At 66.7% G+C, this 24,920-nt stretch carries 23 protein-coding genes, 1 tRNA gene and 2 riboswitches; of the genes, 3 read left to right on the top strand and 21 right to left on the bottom strand.

Features of this window, described 5'->3' with window-relative positions; translation table 11 throughout:
• Positions 1-4 precede the first annotated feature (4 nt).
• Positions 5-751, top strand: coding sequence for an SDR family oxidoreductase (locus ATE67_RS01250; protein ID WP_058814878.1), 747 nt, complete (start codon positions 5-7; stop codon positions 749-751).
• A gap of 121 nt (positions 752-872) precedes the next feature.
• Here the strand turns inward: ATE67_RS01250 and ATE67_RS01245 are convergent.
• A tRNA-Trp gene (locus tag ATE67_RS01245) sits at positions 873-948 on the bottom strand.
• A gap of 92 nt (positions 949-1,040) precedes the next feature.
• On the opposite strand from ATE67_RS01245, the gene ATE67_RS01240 reads away from it, so the two are divergent.
• Positions 1,041-1,976 carry a DMT family transporter gene (locus ATE67_RS01240; RefSeq protein ID WP_058814877.1) on the top strand — a complete coding sequence of 312 codons (936 nt, stop codon included), beginning with the start codon at positions 1,041-1,043 and terminating at the stop codon, positions 1,974-1,976.
• Entirely contained in the window at positions 1,973-2,590 is a 618-nt protein-coding gene (locus tag ATE67_RS01235) for a glutathione S-transferase family protein (RefSeq protein WP_058814876.1), read from the top strand. The genes ATE67_RS01240 and ATE67_RS01235 overlap by 4 nt, the downstream gene beginning before the upstream one ends.
• 185 nt (positions 2,591-2,775) lie before the next feature.
• On the opposite strand, the gene ATE67_RS01230 is transcribed toward ATE67_RS01235, so the two are convergent.
• From ATE67_RS01230 to ATE67_RS01135, 20 genes are all read right to left on the bottom strand, one after another.
• The gene (locus ATE67_RS01230) at positions 2,776-4,335 is read right to left on the bottom strand and encodes a fatty acid--CoA ligase (RefSeq protein WP_058814875.1); all 1,560 of its coding nucleotides are present in this window, start codon (positions 4,333-4,335) and stop codon (positions 2,776-2,778) included.
• Positions 4,336-4,439: 104 nt separating this feature from the next.
• Positions 4,440-5,075, bottom strand: coding sequence for a DUF938 domain-containing protein (locus tag ATE67_RS01225; RefSeq protein ID WP_058814874.1), 636 nt, complete (start codon positions 5,073-5,075; stop codon positions 4,440-4,442).
• Positions 5,072-5,521, bottom strand: a complete 450-nt coding sequence (locus ATE67_RS01220) for an ABA4-like family protein (protein WP_058814873.1) — start codon at positions 5,519-5,521, stop codon at positions 5,072-5,074. Before ATE67_RS01220 ends, ATE67_RS01225 begins: the two co-directional genes overlap by 4 nt.
• A 17-nt stretch (positions 5,522-5,538) precedes the next feature.
• Positions 5,539-5,877: a hypothetical protein gene (locus tag ATE67_RS01215; protein ID WP_058814872.1), complete on the bottom strand. Its 339-nt coding sequence runs from the start codon at positions 5,875-5,877 to the stop codon at positions 5,539-5,541.
• Complete coding sequence (gene gcvPB, locus ATE67_RS01210; protein WP_058815212.1) at positions 5,874-7,430, bottom strand: aminomethyl-transferring glycine dehydrogenase subunit GcvPB; 1,557 nt, start codon at positions 7,428-7,430, stop codon at positions 5,874-5,876. Before gcvPB ends, ATE67_RS01215 begins: the two co-directional genes overlap by 4 nt.
• 32 nt (positions 7,431-7,462) lie before the next feature.
• The gene (gene gcvPA, locus ATE67_RS01205; RefSeq protein WP_058814871.1) at positions 7,463-8,821 is read right to left on the bottom strand and encodes an aminomethyl-transferring glycine dehydrogenase subunit GcvPA; all 1,359 of its coding nucleotides are present in this window, start codon (positions 8,819-8,821) and stop codon (positions 7,463-7,465) included.
• 3 nt (positions 8,822-8,824) lie between these two features.
• Positions 8,825-9,640 carry a glycosyltransferase gene (locus tag ATE67_RS01200; protein ID WP_156416851.1) on the bottom strand — a complete coding sequence of 272 codons (816 nt, stop codon included), beginning with the start codon at positions 9,638-9,640 and terminating at the stop codon, positions 8,825-8,827.
• Between the two features lie 39 nt (positions 9,641-9,679).
• Positions 9,680-10,051 (bottom strand): glycine cleavage system protein GcvH, encoded by a 372-nt coding sequence (gene gcvH, locus ATE67_RS01195; RefSeq protein WP_058814869.1) that lies wholly within the window; start codon positions 10,049-10,051, stop codon positions 9,680-9,682.
• Between the two features lie 3 nt (positions 10,052-10,054).
• Positions 10,055-11,197: a glycine cleavage system aminomethyltransferase GcvT gene (gene gcvT / locus ATE67_RS01190; protein ID WP_058814868.1), complete on the bottom strand. Its 1,143-nt coding sequence runs from the start codon at positions 11,195-11,197 to the stop codon at positions 10,055-10,057.
• Between the two features lie 55 nt (positions 11,198-11,252).
• Positions 11,253-11,372, bottom strand: a riboswitch (glycine riboswitch).
• Positions 11,373-11,470, bottom strand: a riboswitch (glycine riboswitch).
• Positions 11,471-11,529: 59 nt separating this feature from the next.
• A complete protein-coding gene (locus ATE67_RS01185; protein ID WP_058814867.1) occupies positions 11,530-12,174 on the bottom strand; it encodes an NAD(P)H-binding protein in 645 nt (214 codons plus the stop codon).
• Complete coding sequence (locus tag ATE67_RS01180) at positions 12,167-13,339, bottom strand: deoxyguanosinetriphosphate triphosphohydrolase (protein ID WP_058814866.1); 1,173 nt, start codon at positions 13,337-13,339, stop codon at positions 12,167-12,169. Before ATE67_RS01180 ends, ATE67_RS01185 begins: the two co-directional genes overlap by 8 nt.
• Positions 13,336-15,228: a tetratricopeptide repeat protein gene (locus ATE67_RS01175; protein ID WP_156416850.1), complete on the bottom strand. Its 1,893-nt coding sequence runs from the start codon at positions 15,226-15,228 to the stop codon at positions 13,336-13,338. Before ATE67_RS01175 ends, ATE67_RS01180 begins: the two co-directional genes overlap by 4 nt.
• A 75-nt stretch (positions 15,229-15,303) precedes the next feature.
• Positions 15,304-16,773 carry a cell division protein FtsZ gene (gene ftsZ / locus ATE67_RS01170; RefSeq protein WP_058814865.1) on the bottom strand — a complete coding sequence of 490 codons (1,470 nt, stop codon included), beginning with the start codon at positions 16,771-16,773 and terminating at the stop codon, positions 15,304-15,306.
• A 153-nt stretch (positions 16,774-16,926) separates the two neighbouring features.
• Positions 16,927-18,183, bottom strand: a complete 1,257-nt coding sequence (gene ftsA, locus ATE67_RS01165; RefSeq protein ID WP_058814864.1) for a cell division protein FtsA — start codon at positions 18,181-18,183, stop codon at positions 16,927-16,929.
• Positions 18,184-18,186: 3 nt separating this feature from the next.
• On the bottom strand, positions 18,187-19,119 hold the full coding sequence (locus ATE67_RS01160; RefSeq protein WP_058814863.1) for a cell division protein FtsQ/DivIB: 933 nt from the start codon (positions 19,117-19,119) through the stop codon (positions 18,187-18,189).
• A gap of 10 nt (positions 19,120-19,129) precedes the next feature.
• A complete protein-coding gene (locus ATE67_RS01155) occupies positions 19,130-20,056 on the bottom strand; it encodes a D-alanine--D-alanine ligase (RefSeq protein ID WP_058814862.1) in 927 nt (308 codons plus the stop codon).
• A gap of 127 nt (positions 20,057-20,183) precedes the next feature.
• Complete coding sequence (murB, locus tag ATE67_RS01150; RefSeq protein WP_058814861.1) at positions 20,184-21,083, bottom strand: UDP-N-acetylmuramate dehydrogenase; 900 nt, start codon at positions 21,081-21,083, stop codon at positions 20,184-20,186.
• A complete protein-coding gene (gene murC, locus ATE67_RS01145) occupies positions 21,080-22,510 on the bottom strand; it encodes a UDP-N-acetylmuramate--L-alanine ligase (protein WP_058814860.1) in 1,431 nt (476 codons plus the stop codon). Before murC ends, murB begins: the two co-directional genes overlap by 4 nt.
• Positions 22,510-23,694 (bottom strand): undecaprenyldiphospho-muramoylpentapeptide beta-N-acetylglucosaminyltransferase, encoded by a 1,185-nt coding sequence (murG, locus tag ATE67_RS01140; RefSeq protein WP_058814859.1) that lies wholly within the window; start codon positions 23,692-23,694, stop codon positions 22,510-22,512. Before murG ends, murC begins: the two co-directional genes overlap by 1 nt.
• A complete protein-coding gene (locus tag ATE67_RS01135; protein ID WP_058815210.1) occupies positions 23,691-24,905 on the bottom strand; it encodes an FtsW/RodA/SpoVE family cell cycle protein in 1,215 nt (404 codons plus the stop codon). Before ATE67_RS01135 ends, murG begins: the two co-directional genes overlap by 4 nt.
• Between the last annotated feature and the right edge of the window lie 15 nt (positions 24,906-24,920).

Below are 24,920 nucleotides of genomic sequence, written 5' to 3'. Positions count from 1 at the left end.
ACGAGTGGATCTGGGTATCAAGGGGCGCACCGCGATCGTGTGTGCGGCGAGCAGCGGCCTCGGCCGCGCCTGCGCCAAGGCGCTGGCGGGCGAAGGCGTTGATGTCGTGATCAACGCGCGCACGGCCGAAACGCTCGAAGAGGCGGCGGCCGAAATTCGCGCGCATGCACCCGATGTGACGGTCACCACCGTCGTCGGCAGCGTGACCGAGCCCGACGTGCGTGAGAAGCTGGTCCGGGCGGCGCGCGAGGTCGATATCCTCGTCAACAACGCCGGCGGACCGCCGCCGGGCGACTATCGCGACTGGGACCGCGACGTCTGGATCGCGGCGATCGACCAGAATCTTCTCGCGGCGGTCGAACTGATCAAGCTGACCGCCGACGATATGGCGGCGCGCGGCTTTGGCCGGATCGTCAACATCACCTCGTCGGCGGTCCGCGTCCCGATCCCGGTGATCGGCCTGTCGAACGCGACGCGCGCGGCGCTCACCAATTTCGTCTTCGGGCTGGTGCCGCAATATTCGGGCAAGGGGGTGACGATCAACAATCTGCTCCCCGGTCCGTTCGACACCGGGCGGTTGCGCAATTCGAAGGACATCACGAAGCATTTGACCGGCAACGCCGTCGCGGGCCGCGTGGGCGATCCCGACGAAATGGGCGCGATGTGCGCCTTCCTCTGCAGTCGCCATGCCGGCTATCTGACCGGGCAGAATATCCTGATGGACGGTGGCCTCTATCCCGGCAGTTTCTAGCTGTCAGGCCATCATCCGGGGCAAGTGGGACGCGACGGGACGCCAACTACCTTTAACCCGATGATTTTCTTGTTTTTATGAGACGCCCTGGATCCCCATGGTCCCCTTCGGGACCGCGGCCTGGCAGGGGCAGCAGGACTCGAACCCGCGACCCTCGGTTTTGGAGACCGATGCTCTACCAACTGAGCTATACCCCTAGGCCGGAGTGCGCCCCTAGCCCGATTGCCGGGCGGGAGCAAGGGGGATGACGGGTTGCGCGTCCCAATGCGCCTGATATGCGCGAAGTCGCATGACCGCCGCCCCATCCTCCGGCCCGCCGCAGCATTATCTGGGCGGCATCGCGCTCCGCCTGCTTGCGATGGCAAGCCTGTCGTTCATGTTCGTGCTCGTCAAATATATCGACCGGGCTGGCATCCACCTCGCCGAAAGCCTGTTCTGGCGGCAGGCGCTGGTCCTGCCCTTCCTGCTCGTCTGGATTCGGGCGACGACCGGGGGCTTCGCCTCGCTCAAGACGGATCGTATCGGCGCCCACGCCCGCCGCGCGATGATGGGGCTGACCGGCATGGCGTGCAATTTCGGCGGCATGATCTTCCTGCCGATGGCCGAGGCGACGACGATCAACCTGTCGGTGCCGATCTTCGCGGTCATCTTTGCCGCGATCCTGCTCGGCGAGCAGACCGGCTGGCAGCGCTGGGGCGCGGTGATCGTCGGCTTTATCGGCGTGCTGGTCGTGCTCAACCCCGGCGCGAGCTTTGCTGCCGGGTTCGGCGGCGCGCACGGGATGGGGACGCTGATCGCGCTCACGGGCGCGGTGATGACCGCGCTGATCACGATCGCGGTGCGCGACCTCGGCCGCACCGAGCCTGCCGCGACGATCGTCTTCTGGTTCAGCCTGCTGTCGATGATCCCGCTCGGGATCGCCCTGCCCTTCGTCTATACGCCGCACAGCGCACACGAATGGCTGCTGCTGATCGGCCTCGGCTTCTCCGGAGCGGTGGTGCAGATGTCGCTGACCGGAGCGCTGCGACTGGCACCGGTCGCGGTCGTCATTCCGATGGACTATTCGGCGCTGCTCTGGTCGATCGCCTGCGGCTGGTGGTTCTTCGGCACCTTCCCTGCCGAGACGACCTGGATCGGCGCGCCGCTGATCGTCGCGAGCGGCCTGTTCATCGCCTGGCGCGAGCATCGCCGCCATATCGACCGCCCAAAGGAGGTTGCCGCGTGACGTTACCCATCCTGTACCACTGCGCCGATGCGCGCTCGCTGCGCTGTTTGTGGGCGGTCGAGGAGGCCGGGATCGACGTCGACCTGCGCCTCCTCAAATTTCCGCCGCGCGCGTTCGAGCCCGACTATCGCGCGGTGAACCCGCTGATGACGATTCCCGGCTGGGTCGAGGACGGCCGGCTGATGACCGAATCCGCGGCGATCTGCGAACGCATCGCCGAAGGTACGCCGCTCGAAGTGCGCCGCGACGAACCCGACTATTGGGATTGGCGCAACTGGCTGCACCGCAGCGACGCGACGCTGACCTTCCCGCTCGCGATCATGATCCGCTACACGCGCGTCGAGCCCGAGGAACGACGGCTGCGCCAAGCCGTCGAGGATTACAAGGCCTTCTTCGGTGGCCGCGCCAAGAGCATCGAGGCGGCGCTGGCCGACGGGCGCGAGTGGCTGGTCGCGGGGCGCTTCACGATCGCCGATATCGTGATCGGCTATGCGGCGTTTCTGGCGACGACGCTGGGTGCTGACGATGTGTTGGGCGACGCTACGAAGATATGGCTGGAGCGGTGCATGGAACGCGACGGGTTCAGGCGGGCAAGGGCTCGGCAGAAGGGCTAGCGGAAACGGCGGCTTTGGGGTGGTTAGCTGCCCCTCAATTCTCGTCATGCTGAACTTGTTTCAGCATCCATGGGCTGAGCTCGAATGAAATGCCGCGCCGAAGGGAACGGTAGGCCGTGGATCCTGAAACAAGTTCAGGATGACGAAGCTATAAATGTCGTGTTTCGGTCGCTAGCCGCCACCGCTCAATTCACCATCCGCTCATAGCCCGCCCAATAGGGCGCACGCAGGTCCTTGCGCAGGATCTTGCCCGAGGCGTTGCGCGGCAGCGCTTCGATCACATCGACGCTGCGCGGCGCCTTGAAGGCGGCGATGCGTTCGCGGGCCCAGGCGATGATGTCGGCTTCCTCGACGCTCATGCCGGGCTTGGGCACGACGACCGCCTTCACCGTCTCGCCCCATTTCTGGTCGGGGATGCCGATCACCGCGACCTCCTGTACCGCGGGGTGGCCGAAGATCGCGCTCTCGACCTCGGCCGGATAGACATTCTCGCCGCCCGAGATGATCATGTCCTTCATCCGGTCGTGGATGAAGAGATAGCCGTCCTCGTCGAGATAGCCGGCGTCGCCGGTGTGGATCCAGCCATCGGCGGTCATCGTCTTCGCGGTCGCCTCGGGCAGGTTCCAGTAGCCGATCATGTTGTTCGACGAGCGGGTGACGACCTCGCCGACCTCGCCCGTCGGCACGCTCTCGCCGTCGGGACCGAGAATGCGAATCTCGACGCCGGGCAGCGCCTTGCCCGCCGAACGCATCCGCGCATTCCCCTCGGGATCATGATCCTCGGGCGGCAGCATGCAGATCGTGCCTGTCGTCTCGGTCATCCCGTAAGCCTGAATGAAATCGGCTCCGAACATCTTGATGCACTGGCGCAGCAACTCGAGCGGGATCGGCGCGGCGCCGTAGAGGATATATTTGAGGCGGCTGTAGTCGACGCTGGCGCAGCGCGGGTGCATCAGCAGCATCTGGAGCGCCGCGGGAACGATGAAGAAGCGCGTGACGCCATGATGCTCGACCGCGTCGAACACCCCGTCGGGGTTGAATTCGGCAAGGATGATGCCGGGCAGCCCGGCGGCAAGCGCCATGATGCCGAGCCCGGTGCCGCCGATATGCGCGCAGGGCATCGCGACGAGCACCGCCTCGTCATCGTCCCATTTGGTGTAGGGCATGTCGGCGTCGTTCGAATGCTTGCGCAGCGCGAAGAGGTTGCGGTTCGACAGCACCGCGCCCTTGGGATTGCCCGTGGTGCCCGAGGTGTAGAGCTGAAGCACCGCGTCGTCCTGCCCCGAGGGGGTGAACGATGCGCGGGCGGTGTTCGCGATCAAGGCACGCGCCTCGTCGGCGCCGACGATGCGCGGACCATGCTCCAGCTTGCCAGCGAGCTGGTCGGGCACCGCGTCGAAGCCGGGGCCGGTGAAGACGATCTTGGCCTTGGTGTCGTTGACGACATAGGCCCATTCGGTCGGCGACAGGCGCCAGCCGATCGGCGCCATCACGATGCCCGCGCGCGCGGCGCCGTAGAAGAGGGTGAAATAAAGGTCGCTGTTCTTGCCGATCCAGGCGATGCGGTCGCCCTTTTGCAGCCCCGCCGCGAGCAGTGCAGTCGCGACGCGCGCGGTGCGCTCTTCCAGTTCGCCATAGGTGAACAGGCGATCCTCTTCGCGCATCGCCGGCCGGTCGGGCCGATCCGCCGCCCAATGGGTCAGGAACTCGTCGAATGTAAAAAGGTCCGAGACGTCGCGGGCCATCTGTCGCTCTCCATCGAATCGCGTCGTTTTGCGCGGTTGCGGTGAGGCTAACGGCTCGCGCGCGGACGTAAAGCCGCGATTGGCCGACCTGCCACGACGGCCAGTCAGACCTTGCGGAACAGCAGCATCAGATTGTTCGCCGGCATCGCGCGGCGTTCGGCGAAGGTGAAACCGGCTTCGGCGGCCACCGCCTTCACCACAGCGGTGTCGCGCAGACCCCATTCGGGATTGCGCGCACGAAGGCTGGCGTCGAACGCAAGGTTGCTCTCGGCCGTGGGCACATCGGCCTCGGCATAGGGGCCGTACAGGATCAGCGGCGCCCCGGCGGGAAGCAGCCGCGCGGCGCCTGCGAACAGGCCGGGCGTCGCGGCCCAGGGGCTGATATGGACCATGTTGATGCACAATAGCGCATCGGCGCGGGCAAGCGGCCAATCGGGCGAAGCCGCGTCGAGCATCAACGGCGGGGCGAGGTTGGCCAGCCCGGCCTCGGCGCTCCAGGCGGCGATCGACGTCAGGGCGTCGGGATCGGGATCGCTCGGCTGCCAGTCCAGATGCGGAAAGGCGGCGGCGAAATGCACGATATGCTCGCCCGATCCGCTCGCGACCTCCAGCACGGTGCCCGCGGGGGGCAGCCAGTCGGCCAGCACCGCCACGATGGCGTCGCGGTTGCGCAGCGTCGCGGGGGCGTGCCGCTTGGCTCCGTTCCCGCCCTCACCCGGCGTCCAAGGCTGCGACGTCACGCCTTCGCCTGCGCTCGCGCGCGCCGCTCGCGCACGATCAGCCACAGGAACAGGCCGACGGGGCCGACCATCAGGGTCAGGAACAGGAACGGGAATTGCACGATCCGGCTGAAGCCCTTCGCATCGGCATCGCGCGCGATCCACATCCCGGTGAACAGATCGAACGCCAAATAATGCACCCACCCCAACGTCGCCCCCCCGGGCGTATCGAACAGCTTCATCACCCCCTCGATCGACGAGAAATCGCCGCCGCTCCCTTGCCCGCCCGGATCGATCCCGCCCGACAGGAAGCCGGCGATCAGGACGAGGTAGAGAAGGCAGAGCAGGAACACCCCGGCATACATGACGAACGACAGGATACGCGGACTGCGCGGCGCGAAAGCGAGCAGCGCCCAACCCGCGAACGCCCAATAGTTGGCCAGCAGGTAGATGGTGTTCCAGCTCATGATGTCCCCCTTTTCCTCTAGAACAGGCCGCCAAGTCCGAAGAGCAGGATGCCCACGAACAGCGCGATCAGGCCGACGACGACGATCAGCAGGATCAGGCGCGCCGCAGGAAGCCGCCGCGTCGCGACGAACGAGGCGGCGATGCCGAGGCCGAACGCGATCAGCGGGGCATAGAGGAACGCCCAGTCATAGCTGAACTCGCGCCGCACCTTCACCATCTCCCATTGTTCGACGACGAGGCCGTACATCGTGATCGCGGCAAGCCACACCGCGACGAACACCACCGCGAACAGCGCGCCGGCGGCGAGGCAGCCCGCAGCGGTGCGTCTCGCCGCGCCGTCGGCCGGTTCGCTCAACTGCCGCCGATTTCGCTGAGCGAGGCGGCGCCTGGCGCAACCGCGGGCTCACTCCATGTGAGAACGGGCTTGCGCGCCGCCAGCGTCTCGTCGAGCCGCGCGCGCGGGGCGAAGTGCGGGGCGGTCTTCAGCGCCGGGTCGCCGTTCTTCGCGCGCAGCGCGATGCTGCGCAGCGCCCCGATGAACTGGTCCAGCACCGCCTTGGACTCGGTCTCGGTCGGTTCGACCAACATCGCGCCGTGGACGACGAGCGGGAAATAGACCGTCATCGGGTGATAGCCCTCGTCGATCAGCCCCTTCGCGACGTCGAGCGTCGAGAAGCCCTCGGCGAGCCCTTTGTCGCTGAACAGCGCCTCGTGCATGCACGGTCCTGAGAAGCCGAAGGGCGCGTCGAGCACATCGTCGAGATTGCGCAAAATGTAATTGGCGTTGAGGACCGCATCCTCGGCGACCTGCTTCAATCCGTCGGCGCCGTGGCTGAGAATATAGGCCAGCGCACGGGTGAACATGCCCATCTGGCCGTGGAAGGCCGTCATGCGGCCGAAGGTTTCGGGATGATCCTCGCCGGCGCTTTCCTCCTCGATCAGGCGGAAGCCGCCGTCGGCCTGCTTCGTGACGAAGGGCAACGGCGCAAAGGGCGCGAGCGCTTCGGACAGCACGACCGGTCCCGAACCCGGGCCGCCGCCGCCGTGCGGGGTCGAGAAGGTCTTGTGCAGGTTGATGTGCATCGCATCGACGCCAAGGTCGCCCGGGCGAACGCGGCCGACGATCGCGTTGAAATTCGCGCCGTCGCAATAGACATAGCCGCCCGCCGCGTGGACCGCGTCCGAAATCGCCCGCATGTCGCGCTCGAACAGGCCGCAGGTGTTGGGGTTGGTGATCATCACGCCCGCAACATCGGGACCGAGGCGCGCCTTGAGCGCGGCGAGATCGACCCGGCCTTCCGCCGTCGCCGGAATATCCTCGACCGTAAAGCCCGCGAAGGCCGCGGTCGCCGGGTTGGTGCCGTGCGCGCTTTCGGGGACAAGCAGCACGCGTCGGTCGTCGCCGCGAGCTTCGAGCGCGGCCTTGATGCAGAGGATGCCGCACAGCTCGCCGTGCGCGCCCGCCTTGGGAGACATCGCGACGCTGTGCATGCCGGTCAGCGTCACCAGCCATTCGGCGAGTTCGTGGATCACCGCATAGGCGCCCTGCACCGTTTCCTGCGGCTGCAGCGGGTGCGCGTCGGCGAAGCCCGCCATCCGCGCGACCTTTTCGTTGAGGCGCGGGTTGTGCTTCATCGTACAGCTGCCGAGCGGGAACAGGCCGAGGTCGATCGCATAATTCTGGCGCGACAGGCGCGTGTAATGGCGCACCGTCTCGGACTCGCTGAGCCCCGGCAGGCCGATCCGCGCCGTGCGCGCGAGCGCGCCGAGGTCCGCGGCGGCTGCAACTTCGTCGAAATCGACGCCGGTTGTTTCGGTCGAGCCGATCTCGAAGATCAAGGGCTCTTCGAGCATCAGCGCGCGGTTGCCGGTGAAAGTCACGCTATCGTCGGCGCCGCCGGCGGTCATTTCGGGGCGCCAGCCGGCGCGATTGAGCGCGGTCATGCCAGCACCTCCTTCAGCGCCGCGGCAAAGGCGGCGATATCTTCCTCGGTTACCGTCTCGGTCACCGCGACGACCAGGCCGTTCGCGAGTTTGTCATTGCCCGGATAGAGGCGGCCGAGCGACACGCCGCCGAGCACGCCCTTTTCGGCGAGCAAGTGAACGACCGGCCGCGCCGCTGTCGACAGCTGCAGCGTGAATTCATTGAAGAAGCCGCCGTTCAGGACCGACACGCCGGGAACCTTGGCCAACTCGGTGGCGGCCAGCTTCGCGCGGCTGTGATTGATGGCCGCCAGCCGACGCAGGCCCGCTTCGCCGAGCAGGGTCATGTGGATGCTGAACGCCAGCGCGCAAAGTCCTGAGTTCGTGCAGATATTGCTGGTTGCCTTTTCGCGGCGGATATGCTGCTCGCGCGTCGAGAGCGTCAGCACGAAGCCGCGCTTGCCGTTAGCGTCGACGGTCTCGCCGCAAAGGCGCCCCGGCATCTGGCGGACATATTTCGCCTTGCACGCGAACAGGCCCACATAGGGTCCGCCGAACTGGAGGCCGACGCCGATCGACTGGCCTTCGCCAACGACGATGTCGGCGCCCATCTCGCCCGGCGCCTTGATCAGCCCGAGCGCGACGGGTTCGGTGACGACCGCGATCAGCAGCGCGCCGGCAGCCTGGCATGCGCTCGCCAATGCGGTCATGTCGTCGATGCGGCCGAGGATATCGGGATATTGGACGACGACGCAGCTCGTCTCCTTGTCGATGCTGGCCGCAAGCGCCGCCCAGTCGGTTCCGGCCTCAAGGCTTGGGTCGCCATCGACGAGAACGTCACCGGTATATTTCGCCATCGTCCGCGCGACGCTGCGGTAATGGGGATGCAGGCCCGTCGAGAGTAGAGCCTTGCCGCGCTTCGTGACGCGCCGCGCCATCACGATCGCTTCCCAGCAGGCAGTCGAGCCGTCGTACATCGACGCATTGGCGACGTCGGTGCCGAGCAGGCGGGCGACCTGGCTCTGGAATTCGAACAGCATCTGCAGCGTGCCCTGCGCGATCTCGGGCTGGTACGGCGTGTAGGCGGTCAGGAACTCGCCGCGCTGGATCAGATGATCAACGCTCGCCGGCACATGGTGGCGATAGGCCCCTGCGCCGAGGAAGAACGGCCCCTCGCCCGCCGCGCGATTCTGCTGCGCCAACGCCGCCATATGACGCTCGACCGCAAGCTCGCTTGCATGGTTCGGCAGACCGGGGATCGGGCCGTCAAGCCGCGCCTCGGCAGGCACATCGACGAACAGATCGTCGATCGACGACGCGCCGACCGCGGCGAGCATCGCCGTCCGGTCGTCGCTGGTGAGAGGAAGATAGCGCATGAACTACTCCGGAGAAGAAGCTGGTTTAGCAGCGAAAATCTGGGCGGTGTCGGCAAGTGATCCGCTAAAGACCGTTGGGCCGGCGTGCGTCGTGCGCACCCAAGGCGCGAGCCAGATGCGAAAGCCGGCGTCGCGAACGCGGCGGCAAAAGGCGTAATCGTCAGAGAGCAGCGCGTGGCTTTCAGGCTCGATCAGTGGGCAAAAGAAGGCGGGCTCGAGGTCGCCGACACCGTGCGCTTGCCGCTCGGCCGGGTCGGGTCGATAGACGAGTTCGGCAAACGTCGACCGCATACCCTCCAGCACGTCGCGCCGGATGAGCATCATCGCGGTGCCCAGCCGCGACAGCTCGACGAGGTCGGTCATCTTGAAGCTTTGCCCGGGGTTTTGGAAATGCAGCGCGAAGTCGCCCGCATAGCGTTCGAGATCGGCAGGGTTGTTCTTCGCGAGGCCCGCCTCGACCGCGCGCGCGACATTCTGCCAGTTAACGATCCGCCTGGGATAGGCCGCGCCGAGCACCCCGCATTCGGGCTTGGCGTCCATCGCGCGGATCATCGAGAAGATGTCGTCGGGCGAGAAGTCGATGTCAGCATCGACGAACAGCATATGCGTGCAGTCGCTGCCGAGGAACATCGCCGCCAGCGTGTTGCGGGCGCGGGTGATCGACGGCTGGTAGAGGATGAATTCGAAGCGCACCGGCAGCCCGATCGCTTGGGCACGCAGCGCCAGGTCCAGCGCCGCGCGGACATAGGTGCCCTGCGCCCCTTCATAGATCGGCGTCGCCACCATCAGGCGGCAATTGGCAAGCGGGGCGTCGGTCATCGGCACCATCCTCCACCCTCCCGAAGGAGAGATCAGCGATTACAGATCGGCGATGAAATCCTTGTATGCTTGCGCGTTCATCAGGCCGTCGAGCTGGCTCTTGTCGCTGAGGGTCATGCGGAAAAACCAGCCCTCGCCCTCGGGGTCGCTGTTGACGAGCGCGGGGTCTTCTTCGAGCTGGCCGTTGCCCTCGGTTACGGTGCCGTCGACCGGCGCATAGACATCGCTCGCCGCCTTCACCGATTCGACGACCGCGGCGTCGCCGCCCGCGCTCAGTTCGGCGCCCGTGTCGGGAACCTCGACGAAGACGATGTCGCCAAGCTGACCCTGCGCGAAGTCGGTGATACCGACCGTCGCGACGTCGCCGTCGACGTCGATCCATTCATGCTCTTCGGTATAATAACGCGGCATCGGTCAGCCTCCTTGCTTGCGGATATAACGGTGTGGAACGAAGGGCATCGGGGCGACGGTGCAAGACACCCGTTTGCCGCGCACCTCGGCCGCGATCGCGGTGCCGGGTGCGGCATGGTCGCGCGGGACATAGCCCATGGCGATGGGCGCGCCGACGCTGGGGGCGAAGCCGCCCGACGTCACGACGCCGATTTCTTCCTCGCCGTCGAACAACTTCGCGCCCTCGCGCACGGGCAGCTTGCCGTCGATGAGCAAGCCGACGCGCTTGCGCGGAGAACCGTCGGCGAGGTGGCCGAGGATACGCGCCGCGCCAGGAAAGCCGCCTTCCTCGCGGCGGCGCTTGCTGATCGCGAACGCCAGGTCGCCTTCGATCGGGTCGATTTCTTCATCAAGGTCATGGCCGTAGAGGGGCAGTCCGGCTTCGAGCCGCAGGCTGTCGCGCGCGCCGAGGCCGATCGGCTTCACTTCGGGTTCGCCGCAGAGCAAGTCGGCGACCTGTTGCACCTTGTCGGCATCGACCGAAATCTCGAATCCGTCTTCCCCGGTATAGCCCGAACGGCTGATCCACGCGTCGACGCCGCCGATCTGATACGGCCCGCCCATCATGAAGACGAGCGCGTCGAGCGGCCACTGACCGGTCGTGTGGCGCTTCAGCGCGTCGAACGCCTTCGGTCCTTGCAGCGCGAGCAGCGCGCGCTCCTCCAGATGGTTGATCGTAATCGCGTCGGGCAGTGCTTCGCGGAGGTGGCCGATATCCTCCCACTTCACCGCGCCGTTGACGACCATATAAATGCCTTCGGGCCAGCGGCTGAGCATCAGATCGTCGAGGATACCACCCTCTTCGTTCAGCAGCAGCGAGTAGCGCATCCGGCCAACCGTCAGGCTCTTCACATCGCCGGGCAGGACCGCCTCGAGCGCCTCGTCGAGCCCTTCGCCCGAGAGATAAAGCTGGCCCATATGGCTGACGTCGAACAGGCCCGCATTCTCGCGCGTCCAGAGATGTTCGGCCATGATGCCTTCATACTGGATCGGCATCCAATAGCCGGCGAACTCAACCATGCGGCCGCCCTTCGCGCGGTGCCAGGCATCGAGCGGCAGCGTTGCGGTTTCGACCGCCTCTTCGCCCGTAAATTCGCTTTCGGTCATGTCAGTCTCCCGCGGTTGACACGGCGAACGCGCGGCGGGTTGCCGCGGTTTCTGCCATGCCCCCTCTGTCACGGGAACCTGAGAGTTTTCCTCCATCAAATGATGGAGTTACCCCTTCGGTGGTTCCGATCCTCTCCCAAATGGGGCAGCCGGAACGCTTTCCAGAGTGTCCGTTCCAGCCAGCGCGGTCCGTTGACCTGAGAGTTTCCGGGGCGGTTGCTCCTTCGGTGGCGGATCAGGTTGCCCTGCCCCGCGCTCTCCCGCGCAGCCGGTCGAATCCCCTTCCGAAGGCCCGACAGACAAGCGAGCCTTGGCGCTGGCCCTTTAAGGAGTCAATCGGCGAGCGCGCGGATCGCGTCGTTTTCGTGGATATGTACGCCCGACCCCCCTTGCGCCGCGAGCGCGACGGCGGCCTTGGCGACCGTCGCGCCGGGAATCGAGCGATACCGGCGCAGCGCGCCATGGAGCAGCGCGTTGGTCAGCGGCGCCGCGATCATCGCCAGCCCCTCGCCGAGCCGCGGCGGCCCCTGCCGCTCGCCCGTCAACAAGCCGGGGCGCAGGAAATCGACCCGATCGAAGCCGAGCCCGCGCAGCCCTTCCTCGGCCTGACCCTTGGTGCGCAGATAGAAATTGCCCGCCTTCGCCGATGCACCGACCGAACTGACCGCGATCATATGCTTCGCGCCGCTGCGCTTCGCGCCCTCGGCGACGGCGAGCACCAGATCATGATCGACGGCGCGGAACGCCGCCTGCGATCCGGCCTGCCGGATCGTGGTGCCAAGACAGGAAATCAGGGTTGTGGGTTTTTCGGCGGCAATGATGTCGGGCCAATCTTCAGGCGGCGCAACGATCAGCCGATGCTGCGGCGGCAGGCCCACAACTTCGCGGCGGGCCAAGACAGTCAGCGGCGCGGCTGCATTGGCAACAATCGCCTGCCCGACCATCCCGGTCGCGCCTACGATCAGCGTATCAGACATGCGCCAGCGCCTCGGGCACTTCGCCGCGGCCGAATATCTCGGCATAGCGGTCAATGGCGAAGCGGTCGGTCATACCGGCAATATAATCGCCGATATGGCGCGTTGTCGCGCATTCTTCGCCCGGGATACGCGACGACCAATCCTCGCCCATCAGCCGCGGGTCGGCGGCATAGGCCTCGAACAGCCGGGCGATCACCTGCTTCGCCCCCGCCGCGGCGGCGACTTGCGACGGGTGATGATAAAGATTGGCGTACATGAAGCGCTTGAGCTCGCGCTCCTTGCGCGCGAGATCGGGCGAGAAGCCGCCGAGCATCCGTCCCGCGGCGCGCACGTCGTCGGCGCTGGCGACGCCCGCATCGGCGACATTCGCCGCCGTCGACGCTATGACGTCGTTGACCATGACCCCGATCTGGTCGCGCACCAGCTCGCGCAGCAACCGCTCGCGCGGTGCGCCCGGGAAACGCTGCTCGACGGCGTGGAAGTTCGCCGCGACGAAGGGCTGCTCCATCAGCTGCTCGATATCGAGCAAGCCGGCACGCAGCCCGTCATCGATGTCGTGATTGTCATAGGCGATGTCGTCGGCGACCGCTGCGATCTGCGCCTCGAGGCTGGCGTGACTCGACAGCTCCAGCGGGAATTCCGCGTCGATATCGGACAGCGCCCAGCCCGGATGGCGGACCGGGCCATTATGCTTGGCGAGCCCCTCGAGCGTCTCCCACGTCAGGTTGATGCCGTCGAACAGCGGATAGGGGCATTCGAGCCGCGCGAGCGTACGCAGCGTATGGCCGTTGTGATCGAAACCGCCATGCGCCGCCATCGCCGCCTTCAGCGCATCCTCGCCGGCATGGCCGAAGGGCGAATGTCCGATATCGTGCGCGAGGCAGAGCGCCTCGGTCAGATCCTCGTTGAGCCCCAGCGCGCGAGCGATGCCGCGGCCGATCTGCGCGACCTCGATGCTGTGGGTCAGGCGGACGCGATAATGATCGCCGTCGGGCGCGACGAAGACCTGTGTCTTGTGGCGGAGACGGCGAAAGGCGATCGAGTGGATGATGCGGTCGCGGTCGCGCTGAAACACGTCGCGCGGCCCGCGCACGACGCGGCCCAGCTCGTCATGGAACCGTCCGCGGCTGTCCTCGGGTCGGCTGGCGCAGTCAGCGGTGCTCACTTGATGGGGTCGACGTCCTGGCCGGCTTCGCTGTTGAACAGGAAGCCGTCCCCGCCCGCCTTCTTATAATCCCCCAGCCAGTCCTGCGCGGCCTTGCGGTCCTTGAACGGGCCCACGAGCAGCCGCCGTGTCTTACCCCATTCGGTCGTCGCGCCCGATTTGCCCTTGAAGATCGCGGGGCTCTTCTTGGCGAATTTTCCGAAGTCAGTCGCCAGCGCCTTGGCGTTCGCGCCGGTCGCGACCTGTACCCAAATGCGCGCAGGATTGGCTTTCTTTTCAGCGGCTTCGGCTTTGGCCTTCGCATCGGCCTCTGCTTTTGCCTTCGCGGCTGCATCGTCCTTCTCGCGCTTCGCTGCCTCGGCGGCGTCGGCCTTGCGCTTGTCGGCCTGCAGTTTCGCGAGCGTATCGGCGCTGATCGCGGAGGCGGACGCCGCCATTTCCTCGGCGGGAATCTCGATCGATCCGGCGATTTCGGCGAGCGACGCCAGCGGTGCAGCAGCCGATACCGGAGCAGAGCTCGACGGCAAGGGAGCGGGCGGCGGCGGTTCGGCCGCGACGGCGATTGCCTGTACGGGAGGGCTCGCTGGGGTCGACACCGGCGTCGCGGGTCGGCCCATATCATTGATCGAGAAGCCGGGACCGATCGGTTTCGACGACGAGGTTGGATTCGTGCCGACCGACGAAGTTGCCGGCGCTTGCGCCGCGGCCGCGACAAGCGACGGATCGGCCTTGACGACCGTCGGCGCCGGGCCGCCGGCCGTTGGAAAGGGATTGTCCGGGGTCGGCGTGGCCCTGACGGGCGCTGGCGCCGAGCCGCTGGCGGCCGGGAACGGGTTCTCACGGGTAGGCCGCGAAGAAGTCACCGGGGCGGGTGTGGGGGTCGCTGCGACCGGCGCAGGCGTCTGCCGCGGCGGCGGGCTGGCGTCCGCGGGCTTGGGCGACGGGGTCGGGCGCGACATCCGCAGCGTCGATGTCGGCGCGGGAGTCGGGGCCGGCTTCGGCGTCGCCGCGGCGGGACGTTTACCCGTCGCAACGGGTGCCGGGGTTGGCGGCGGCGTCGCGGCCGCCATTTGCACCGGCTTGCGCTTCGGCCCGAGTTCGCCCGAAGGGAAGCGCCCGAAATGCGCGGCGGCCGCTTGCTGCGCCGGATTGAGGCGGTCCATCTGCATCAGATAGGGCAGGATATTCTGCGCCAGCGCCGGCGGCATCGTCGCGTTGACGATCTCGGTCGCTTCCTTGTCGCGCCCGTTCATGGCGAGGATCATGGCGCGCGAGCGCCACGCGGCGCGGTCCTGTGTGCGGAGCTGTGGCGTCAGCAGTTGCACCCCCCGATCGGCCTCGCCGCTGATCCCCAGCGACAGCGCGTAGCGGCGGATCAGTTCGTCGTTCGGCGCGATCGAGAGCGCGAGTTGATAGTCGCGCTGCGCCGCGTCCTGCTGCCCCAAAAGGTCGCGCGCAAGGCCGCGATCGGCGAGGAATAGCCGCTCGGGCGCACCGAGCAATTGCGCTTCGCCGAAATAGTCGAGCGCGCGCGTCGGGCTTTCCATATGGACCATCGCCGACCCGAGCGCCGCCTTGATCGCGCCGTCGCGCGGGCTCGCCTGTTCGGCGCGGGTCAGAAAACCCACCGCGGCGCGATAATCCTCCAGCTCGATCGAGGCGCGTCCGGCGTCGAGCAACGCGGCCGTGTCGTTGTTGTTCGTGGCGAGACGGCCGAGCGCCGACGACAGCAGGGTCCGCGCGGCGGTGCGCCGGTCCATCGCCGCCTTGGTCGCAGCATCGGGGGTCGCCCCCTGCCACGCCAGCGCCGGCGTCGACAGCGCCGTACCGAGCAGGAATGCGCCGAACGCCGCGGCGAGTTGCCGCGCGCGTCCGGGCTCTTTGGTCATTTTCGATCGCCGCAGGGGCAAGTCACATATCCCGTTACCGGCTGCCACGCCCTGAGGACGGCCGTCGATGCCCCGTTACTGGTTGTTCTGCCGCCCCAGGAAACGCGGAATATCGACCCCGTCGTCCTTGTCGCCTTCATCCGCGTCGGGCGAAGCCGAGCCGCGCGACAAACGCGACATGCGTTCGAACAGCGTGCCGCCGCCGATTGACCGTGCCGGCGCCTCTTCAGCGGATGTCGCCGGAGCGGCATCGAAGGGCGCCGCGGCGGGACGATAGATTTCCTCTGCCGGAGCCTCGGGTTCGCTCAGCACCAGCTCGTCGCCCGTGTCGTCATAGCTGGCTGCGACGTTCGACAATTCCATCGGCTCCTCGTCGGCGGCTTCGGCTGTCGGCGCTTCGGGCTCGGGCGCCGAGAGCGAGAAACCGGGGGTCGGGTCGGCGTCCTCGGCCGCGGCCTCGACGGGGCTTTCCTCGACCTCGGGCTCGATCGCCTCTTCGGCGACCGGAGCGGCAGGCGCGGTGCGCGCCGGCTGGAACGAGAAGCTGCGGGCGGCGGGCGTCGCGGCAGCCACGTCGCCCGTGCCGTCGATGCCGGTCGCGACGACCGACACGCGGATTTTGCCTTCGAGACCTTCATTGAAGGCGCTGCCCCAGATGATGTTGGCGTCGGGATCGACCAGCTCGCGGATGTGGTTCGCGGCTTCGTCGACTTCCATCAGGCGCATGTCTTCGCCGCCGGTGATCGAGATGATGACGCCCTTCGCGCCCGCCATCGACACGCCGTCGAGCAGCGGGTTGGCGATCGCCTTCTGCGCCGCCTCGAGCGCGCGGCCATCGCCTTCGGCCTCACCGGTGCCCATCATCGCCTTGCCCATTTCGCGCATCACGCTGCGCACGTCGGCGAAGTCGAGGTTGATGAGGCCGGGCATGACCATCAGGTCGGTGATACCGCGCACGCCCTGCTGGAGCACCTCGTCGGCCATCGTGAACGCTTCCTTGAAGGTCGTGTTCGGATTGGCGACCAGGAAAAGATTCTGGTTGGGAATGACGATCAGCGTGTCGACATGGTCCTGCAGCTCGGCAATGCCCGATTCTGCCGACCGCATGCGACGGTTGCCCTCGAAGGTGAAGGGCTTGGTCACGACACCGACGGTCAGGATGCCGCGGTCGCGCGCCGCTTTCGCGATGACCGGAGCAGCACCGGTGCCGGTGCCGCCGCCCATGCCGGCGGCGATGAAGCACATGTGCGCGCCGTTCAGCGCCTCTTCGACCTGCGCGATGCTCTCTTCGGCCGCGGCGCGACCGACTTCGGGCCGCGAGCCTGCGCCCAGACCCTGGGTGATCTGCGTCCCCAGCTGGATGCGGCGCTCGGCCGGCGATGCGTTCAGCGCCTGTGCGTCGGTGTTGGCGACGACGAAATCGACGCCCTCGACGCGCGAAGCGATCATGTTGGCGATGGCATTGCCCCCCGCGCCACCGACGCCGATCACCGCGATCCGCGGCTTCAGTTCATCGACCTGCGGCGGGCCAATATTGATGCTCATCAACTAATCTCCCTGCAACGGCGGACCAGCGCCGCTTCCCTCACCTTGCAACCCATCCGGACGTCAGTCCCACCGTCCGGCTTTCTGGTACTGCATTGCACTATTGTGACCTCGGAATCACCCAAAAAATTAACCTTTTCGTCGCTCCGGCAATCAAAAACTGCTTTTAAGTGCCGCCATCAACCGGTTGATGATGCCGGTGCTCTTCGGACGGTACACATCCTGCGCCATCATCGGCAAATCGCGGAGGTCGACCGGGTCCGAAGCGGCGTAGAGAACCAGACCGGCGAGCGTCGCGAAAGCGGGTCCCGAATGCGCATCGGGCAGTCCGTGCAAGCCGCGCGGTCGGCCGACACGCGCCGCGCGGCCGAGCGCGACCTGCGTATAATCGGCGATGCCTTTGAGGTCGGCGCCGCCGCCGACGAGCACGACCTGACGCCCGATCGGGCCGACGAAATGCAGGTCTTTCAGCGTCCTGCCGATCTCTCCCATCATCGCATCGAGGCGCTGGCGGATCACGGTGACGAGCTGCGCGCGGGTGATGCGCGGAGAGTCGCTGCCCGCGGGCGCGCTCGGGTCGAGTTCGATGATGTCGTTGTTGTCGCGCGGGCTGGCCGAGGCAGAGCCATAGAAGCTCTGGAGCCGCTGCGCCTGGCTGCGACGGATGCCAAAGGCCGAGGCGATGTCGTCGGTGATGTCGCTCGCGCCAAAGGGCAGCGACGCCATCTCGACCAGCATCCCGCCGGCGTAGAGCGAAACGGTAGTGACCGCCGCGCCGAGTTCGACGAGCGCGACGCCAAGGTCGCGTTCCTCGTCGGACAAGCAGGCGAGCCCCGCCGCGATCGGCGACGCCACGACCGCGTTGACGTCCAGATGCGCCTGCCGCACCGCGGCCTCGAGGTTCCGTACCGGCGCGCCGTCGGCCATGATGATATGGATATCGACGCCAAGCCGGTCGGCGTGAAGTCCGATCGGGTTCTTGACCCCGTTGAGCCCGTCGAGCGTGTAGAGCGCGGGCTGCGCGTGCAGGATCATGCGACCCTCCGGATCGATGCCGGCGCGGCCGGCGGCGAGCAGGTCGTCGATGTCCTCCTGCTCGATCCGGTGCCCGCCGAGTTCGCTCTCGATCGGCGCGACGTCGCTGAGCAATCCGCCCGCCGAGAAGCTGACCCAGACGTCGTCGATGTTGAGGCCCGCGATGCGCTCGGCCTGTTCGATCGCCTCGCGCACGACATGCTCGGTCTGCTCCATGTCGGCGACATATCCGCGCTGGACGCCGCGGCTCTCGCGCTGGCCGGTGCCAAGAACATGAAGCTGGCCGTCGGCGGTCTGCCCCGCGATCAGCGCGCACACTTTCCACGAGCCGACATCGAGCGCGGTAATGATCTTTTCGATGCGCGGCGGCGCCATGCCTTATCCCTTCTCCGCCGTCTGGACCGCAGCCACCGCATCGCGCGCGTCGTCGAGCTTTGCGGGCGCAACCTGCCCTTCGTGCGGCAAGCGTAGCACGAAACGCGACGGGTCGCGCATGTCGAAACGCAGGATACCGCGGCCGAGCAACCGGTTGGCGCCGTCCATATGCGCGAATTTCGCGAGCGCCGCCTTGGCTTCGGGTTCGCCCTCCGGAAGCGACAGCGTCTCACCGCTGCGGAAGCGCAAATCCCAACGGCGATTGCCGACCCAGGTCGCGCCCGCGAGCAATTCCTTGAGGCTGCTCGCCTCGGACAGCAGCCGGTCGAGATCCTGCGCGCGCTGGTTCGCCTTCGGCCCGATGACGAGCGGCAGGTCGGGCATCGTCGCGACGGTCACGGGTTCGAGCACGACGCCCTTTTCGTCGATCAGCGACAGGCGGCCCGAATGCTGCCAGATCGCCGCCGGGCTGCGTTCGACGATGTCGACGACGAGCGTGTCGGGCAGGCGCCGCGACACGCGCGCATCCTTGATCCAGCCATATTGCATCAGATCGTGACGCACATCCTCCAGATCGACCGCTGCCATCGAGCGGTCCTTCTGCGCGAGTGCGATGTCGTAGACTTTCAGCCGATCGATGCGGTCGGCGCCGACGACCTCGACCTTCCGGACCTGGAACCCCGCCCGGCCGACCGCCTGCGCATATTCCTCGTGGATTTTCGCGGTCACGCCGGTCGCCTGCGCGACCAGCGCCACCAGCCCCGCGAGGCCGATCCCGACCGTCCAGTTCGCGACGCGCTGAAGCCGCTGCGGCGAGATCGGCAGCGCGTTGATGATCGCGTCGAGCCGCGACTGCTGGACCTTCCGCCGCTTCTTCGGCGCCCGCGCCGGACGCCGCGGCGGAGCCTTGCCGCGCTTGATCTTGGTACTGCTCATGACGTCATTCTCATGACAACGCTTCCCCCACGATGCGTTCGACGAGTTCGGCATAATCCATGCCGATAGCGCGCGCTTGCTCGGGCACCAGACTCAAGGGCGTCATGCCGGGCTGGGTGTTGACCTCGAGCAGGAAGATGCCCGCCAGGCCATGTTCATCGTCCCAGCGAAAATCGGAGCGCGACGCGCCCTTGCAGCCGAGCAGGCGATGCGCCTGGACCGCCAGATCCTTCATCCGCTGCGCAACCTCGTCGGGGACCTCTGCGGGACAGACATGCTCGGTCAGCCCCTCGGTATATTTGGCGTCATAATCGTAGAAACCCGACTTCACGCGCAGCTCGGTCACCCCCAGCGCCTCGTCGCCAAGCACCGCGACGGTCAGCTCGCGCCCCTTGATGAAAGGCTCGGCGAGCAACCGGTCGAACTCCTGCCAGGGACCAACCGCTTCGCGCGCGATCGGGTTGCCGTAATTGCTGTCGTCCTTGACGATCGCGACGCCGACCGACGAGCCTTCGTTGACGGGTTTCAGCACATAGGGACGCGGCAAAGGGTCGACGGTGAAGAGGCTTTCGCTGTCGACCATCGTCCCCGTCGGCATCGGAATACCATGCGGCACGAGCGCCTGCTTCGTCAATTCCTTGTCGATCGCGATCACCGACGTGACGAGGCCGCTGTGCGTGTATTTGAAGCCCATCAGGTCAAGCATGCCCTGTACGGTGCCGTCCTCACCGGGAACGCCGTGGAGCGCGTTGAAGACGACCTCGGGCTTCGCGTCGGCGAGCTTGCGGGCGACGTCGCGGTCCATGTCGATCCGCGTCACCTTGTGGCCGCGCGATTCCAGCGCGTCGGCGACGCCATTGCCGCTCATCAGCGACACTTCGCGTTCGGCGGACCAGCCGCCCATCAGGACGGCGACATGCCAGGGGCCGCGGGTCATGCAGAAACTCCAATATTCAAAACCGTTTGTCCTGAGCTCGTCGAAGGACCGTTTTTTCTGATCGACGCTGAAAGAAAAGGACGGCCCTTCGACAAGCTCAGGGCGAAAAATGTGAGGGAAAGCAACGTCACTTCGCCACTCCCACGCGTTGAATCTCCCATTGCAGTTCCACGCCGCTCTTCGCCTTCACGCGGCGGCGGACTTCCTCGCCGAGCGCTTCGATATCGGCGCTCGTCGCCTCGCCGGTGTTGATGAGGAAATTGGTGTGTTTCTCGCTGACCTGTGCGCCGCCGACCGCGAAACCGCGGCAGCCGGCCTCGTCGACAAGCTGCCACGCCTTGTGGCCGTCGGGGTTCTTGAAGGTCGAGCCGCCGGTCTTCGAGCGCAAAGGCTGCGAGGCTTCGCGGCTCGCCGAAATGCGGTCCATTTCGGCCTGGATCGCGGCAGGCTCGCCGGAGCGGCCGCGGAAGGTCGCGCCGATGACGACGGCGCTCTCGGGCAATTCGCTGTGACGATAGGTGTAGCCGAGGTCGGCAAGCTTCAGCGTGCGGCGCTCGCCCGAACGGAGCACGACGTCGCAATCGATCAGGATATCCTTGACCTCGCCGCCATAGGCGCCGCCATTCATCCGCACGAAGCCGCCGACGGTGCCGGGGATCGAGCGCAGGAATTCCATCCCCGCGATACCCGCGTCGCGCGCGGTCGAGGAGACGAGGATGCCCGACGCGCCGCCGCCGCAGCGCAGGGTCGTGGCGTCGACGGCCTCGACCTTTGCGAAGGGCTTGCCGAGCCGGACGACGACGCCCGGAAAGCCTCCATCGCGGACGATGAGGTTCGAGCCGAGGCCGAGCGCCATCACCGGGACGGCGGGATCGAGCCCGCGCAGAAAGTCGGCGAGGTCTTCGGCGTCCTTGGGCTCGAACAGCCAGTCGGCAGGGCCGCCCGACTTGAACCAGACAAGCGGCGCCAGCGGCGCCTTCGCCGTCAGCTTGCCGCGTACGGCCGGGAGGGTATCGGCCGTGCTCATGCCGCCTCGACCGCGGCGGCGAGGCCCGCCGCCATCTTGGTGATGTCACCCGCGCCGAGGCAGATGATCATGTCGCCGGCGCCGAGATCGCCCGCAGCGATGCTGGCGGCGATGCTCGTCGCAAGCGCCCCGGCGTCGGTGACGACATGGGCATGGCGATGGCCGCGATCGCGCAGGCCCGCGACCAACGAGTCCGACGAGATGCCCTCGATCGGGCTTTCGCCCGCGGCGTAGACGGGCAGCGCAATCACCATGTCAGCGTCGTTAAACGCCTGCTGGAAATCATCCATATGATCGCGCAGACGCGTGAAGCGGTGCGGCTGGACAACGCCGACGACGCGCCCGGCCCCTGCCCCTTCGCGCGCCGCCGACAGCACCGCGCGGATTTCGACCGGATGGTGGGCGTAGTCGTCGATCACGGTGACGACGCCGCCCTCCACGGCAATCTCGCCAACCTTGGTGAAGCGACGCTTGACCCCGGCAAAGCCGTTGAAGCCCGAGACGATCTTGTCGTCGCCGACCCCCATATGCAGTGCCACCGCAATCGCCGCGAGCGAGTTCTGGACATTGTGGCGGCCCGACATCGGCAGGTGAATGCCCTCGATCGTCCGGCTGTTGCCGTCGCGGTCGCGCACGACGACGTCGAAGCGGTTGCCGTCGGGGCCGGGCACGACATTGGTCCCGCGCACGTCGGCCTGCGCCGAAAAACCATAAGTCACGATCCGGCGGTCGCGGATGCGCGGAATGATCGCCTGCACCTCGGGATGATCGAGACACAGCATCGCCGCGCCGTAGAAGGGCACATTCTCGATAAACTCGACGAAGGCGTCCTTGATCGCGTCGAAGCTGCCGTAATGATCGAGATGTTCGGGGTCGATGTTGGTGACGACCGCGATCGTGCCGTCGAGGCGCAGGAAGCTGCCGTCGCTCTCATCGGCCTCGACCACCATCCAGTCGCTCGCCCCAAGGCGGGCGTTCGAACCGTAGTTGTTAATGATGCCGCCGTTAATCACCGTGGGATCGATACCGCCCGCATCGAGCAGCGCCGCGACAAGGCTGGTCGTCGTCGTCTTGCCGTGTGTACCCGCGATGGCGACGGTCGACTTGAGGCGCATCAGTTCGGCGAGCATTTCGGCGCGGCGGACGATCGGGATGCGCTGCGCAAGCGCGGCCTCGACCTCCGGATTGCCGCGCTTGACCGCGGTCGAGGTGACGACGACCGCGACGCCGTCGACGTTCGAGGCTTCGTGACCGATGCTGACCTTGATCCCACGCTTGCGCAGGCCCTCGATCACATAGCCGTCGGCGATATCGCTGCCCTGCACCTGATAGCCAAGGTTATGCATCACCTCGGCGATGCCGGACATGCCGATACCGCCGATACCGATAAAGTGGATCGTGCCGATGTCGGTCGCGACGCCGCGCATCAGCAATCTCCCACGCGCGTCGCGGCGATGCCGGCGGCCACGGCAGCACTGCGCGAGGGAGCGCCGACGCGGATCACGTCCATCATCGGCGGCGCGGCGAGCGACTCGACAAGATCGGCCAGATCGCGCGTAGCGTTGGGCAATCCGCAGCTCGCGGCGTTCTCCGCCGCGGCTTCGAGCGCGCCGGGTTCGAGCGCCATGCGCTGGATATGCTTGGCGACCTCGGCGGCGGTGAAATCGGGCTGCTGGAACGAAATCGCCCCGCCCGCCTCGACCAGGTCGACGACGTTGTAGGTTTGATGATTGTCCATCGCGTGCGGATAGGGAACGAAGATTGCGGGACGCCCGGCGCAAGCGAGCTCGGCGACGGTCGAGGCGCCCGCGCGCGCGATGACGAGATGCGCCCAGCGCAACCGTTCGGGAAAGTCGGTGATGTAGGATGCGCATTCGGCCGCAACGCCGAGTTCGGCATATTTGGCGCGCACCGTCTCGATATCGTCCTCACGGCACTGCTGGACGACCTGCAGCCGGTCGAGCAACGCGCGCGGCAGCATCGCGACCGCAGCGGGCACGACGTCGCTCAGCACCGTCGCGCCGAGGCTGCCGCCGACAACGAGCAGGCGAAAGATGCCATCCTCGGGCAATGGAGGAAAACCGTCGTCGCGGATCGCGATGATCTCGTCGCGAACCGGGTTGCCGGTGATGTGTAGCTTGGCCTCCTTCCCGGCCGGGAAGCGCTGGATATTATGGTAGGCGACCGCGACCGCATCGACGCGCGGCGCCATCAGCCGGTTGACGCGGCCCAGCACGGCATTTTGTTCGTGGATCACGCGCGGGCGCTTGGTCGCGCCCGCTGCCAGCAGACTCGGCAGCGAGGGATAGCCGCCGAAACCGACCACCACCGCCGGATCGAATGCGTCGATCAGGTCGATGCCCATGCGCCGCCCTTTACGGATCGCCAGCGCAGCCTTGACCCAACCGACCGGACCGCCCGATACGCGGCCTGCGGGCAGGACATGCGTTTCGAGCGCGTCGGGCGCGCCCGGAATCTTGAGCCCGCGGTCGTCGCTGACCAGTGCGACACGGTGGCCGCGCGCGATCAGCTCGCCCGCAAGGGCATAGGCAGGCAGCATATGTCCCCCCGTCCCGCCGGCGGCGAGAAGGAAGTGGCGGGTTGCGGTCATTTCTTGTTCCAGTGGCTCGTCATCGACACACGGGCCGCATAGGGGTTTCGCCGGGTCAGCGACAAGAGCAAACCCATGCCGATCGACAAGGCGATGAACGAAGACCCGCCATAGCTGATGAAGGGCAAGGTCATGCCCTTCGACGGGAAGAGCTGGGTGTTCACCGCCATGTTGATTGTCGCCTGTCCGCCGAACTGCGCGATCAGCCCCGATACGGCGAGAATCAGGAAACTGTCTTCCTCGTCGAGCAGTCGAACGAGCACGCGGACGATGATCGCGAGAAACAGGACCGCGATCGCGATGCATGCGATGATCCCGAACTCCTCGCCGATGACCGAGAAGATATAATCGGTGTGCGCCTCGGGAAGCTTGAACTTGGCAAGACCAGCGCCGGGACCGGTGCCGATCAGCCCGCCAGCGGTCAGCGTGGCATGCGCCTTGTCGACCTGAAAGCTGTCGCCCTCCGCGAACAGCCAGATGTTGATGCGCTGCTGCGCCACGGGATAGAAGAAATAGGCGAGCACCAGGCCTACCACCCCCGACGCCGCCAGCGCCCCCATAATCCGCATCGACAGGCCCGCGACCATGACGAGCACCAGCCAGGTCGCGACGAAGATGATCGTCTGTCCAAGGTCGGGCTGGCCCATCAGCAGGATGGCAATGATTCCGGTCAGCACGGCGCTGAGCGGGACTACGGGCAGGCTCTGGTCATGCAGCCGCAGCGACAGGACCCACGCCAGCGACACCGCGAAAAACGGCTTCAAAAACTCCGACGGTTGCAGGCGGAACATGCCGCTGCCGATCCAGCGCTGCGCGCCGTTCACCGCTGTGCCGATCAACGGCACGAGGAACAGCAGCACCAGGAAAGCCATTGTGCCGTAAATGGCGAAGCGCCGGGCCTGCGCCTTCGGCAACATCGACACCGCCAGCATCACGGGAACACCGACCATCACCCACATCAGCTGGCGATAGAAATAATAGAGCGGGTCGAGGCTGGCGGTGCTGGTCGACAGTTTCTGGGCGGCAACGGGCGACGCCGCTGCGACCGCAACAAGGCCGATCGCGATCAGCATCGACACCAGCAGCAAAAGCACGCGGTCGATTTCCCAGAACCACAGGCCCAGCGGCGTGCGGTCGGCGCGGCTGAGGCGCGGCCCCCGGCGCTTGACCGTCCGCGTTGTGGCGATCACCGGCCTTTCGGTTGCGTCCATATTGTCGGTCCCCCC

The organism is Sphingopyxis sp. H050 (genome assembly GCF_001468265.1).
GTDB lineage: Bacteria > Pseudomonadota > Alphaproteobacteria > Sphingomonadales > Sphingomonadaceae > Sphingopyxis.
Note: the sequence above shows the minus strand (reverse complement) of the source record. Positions and strands in the feature narration are given on the sequence as shown.

What these genes read in the sequence shown, in the direction of transcription:
- gcvPA (WP_058814871.1), bottom strand. Translation starts at nt 8,821, where the DNA reads ATGCGCTATCTTCCTCTCACCAGCGACGACCGGACGGCGATGCTCGCC.
- ftsA (WP_058814864.1), bottom strand. Translation starts at nt 18,183, where the DNA reads ATGGCGCCGCCGCGCATCGAAAAGATCATTACCGCGCTCGATGTCGGC.
- ATE67_RS01160 (WP_058814863.1), bottom strand. Translation starts at nt 19,119, where the DNA reads ATGAGCAGTACCAAGATCAAGCGCGGCAAGGCTCCGCCGCGGCGTCCG.
- ATE67_RS01240 (WP_058814877.1), top strand. Translation starts at nt 1,041, where the DNA reads ATGACCGCCGCCCCATCCTCCGGCCCGCCGCAGCATTATCTGGGCGGC.
- gcvPB (WP_058815212.1), bottom strand. Translation starts at nt 7,430, where the DNA reads ATGACCGCCGGCGGCGCCGACGATAGCGTGACTTTCACCGGCAACCGC.
- ATE67_RS01220 (WP_058814873.1), bottom strand. Translation starts at nt 5,521, where the DNA reads ATGAGCTGGAACACCATCTACCTGCTGGCCAACTATTGGGCGTTCGCG.
- murB (WP_058814861.1), bottom strand. Translation starts at nt 21,083, where the DNA reads ATGAGCACGGCCGATACCCTCCCGGCCGTACGCGGCAAGCTGACGGCG.
- ftsZ (WP_058814865.1), bottom strand. Translation starts at nt 16,773, where the DNA reads ATGAGCATCAATATTGGCCCGCCGCAGGTCGATGAACTGAAGCCGCGG.
- ATE67_RS01200 (WP_156416851.1), bottom strand. Translation starts at nt 9,640, where the DNA reads ATGACCGACGCCCCGCTTGCCAATTGCCGCCTGATGGTGGCGACGCCG.
- ATE67_RS01155 (WP_058814862.1), bottom strand. Translation starts at nt 20,056, where the DNA reads ATGACCCGCGGCCCCTGGCATGTCGCCGTCCTGATGGGCGGCTGGTCC.
- ATE67_RS01135 (WP_058815210.1), bottom strand. Translation starts at nt 24,905, where the DNA reads ATGGACGCAACCGAAAGGCCGGTGATCGCCACAACGCGGACGGTCAAG.
- murG (WP_058814859.1), bottom strand. Translation starts at nt 23,694, where the DNA reads ATGACCGCAACCCGCCACTTCCTTCTCGCCGCCGGCGGGACGGGGGGA.
- ATE67_RS01185 (WP_058814867.1), bottom strand. Translation starts at nt 12,174, where the DNA reads ATGTCTGATACGCTGATCGTAGGCGCGACCGGGATGGTCGGGCAGGCG.
- murC (WP_058814860.1), bottom strand. Translation starts at nt 22,510, where the DNA reads ATGCGCGGCGTCGCGACCGACATCGGCACGATCCACTTTATCGGTATC.
- gcvH (WP_058814869.1), bottom strand. Translation starts at nt 10,051, where the DNA reads ATGCCGCGTTATTATACCGAAGAGCATGAATGGATCGACGTCGACGGC.
- ATE67_RS01230 (WP_058814875.1), bottom strand. Translation starts at nt 4,335, where the DNA reads ATGGCCCGCGACGTCTCGGACCTTTTTACATTCGACGAGTTCCTGACC.
- gcvT (WP_058814868.1), bottom strand. Translation starts at nt 11,197, where the DNA reads ATGACCGAAAGCGAATTTACGGGCGAAGAGGCGGTCGAAACCGCAACG.
- ATE67_RS01175 (WP_156416850.1), bottom strand. Translation starts at nt 15,228, where the DNA reads ATGACCAAAGAGCCCGGACGCGCGCGGCAACTCGCCGCGGCGTTCGGC.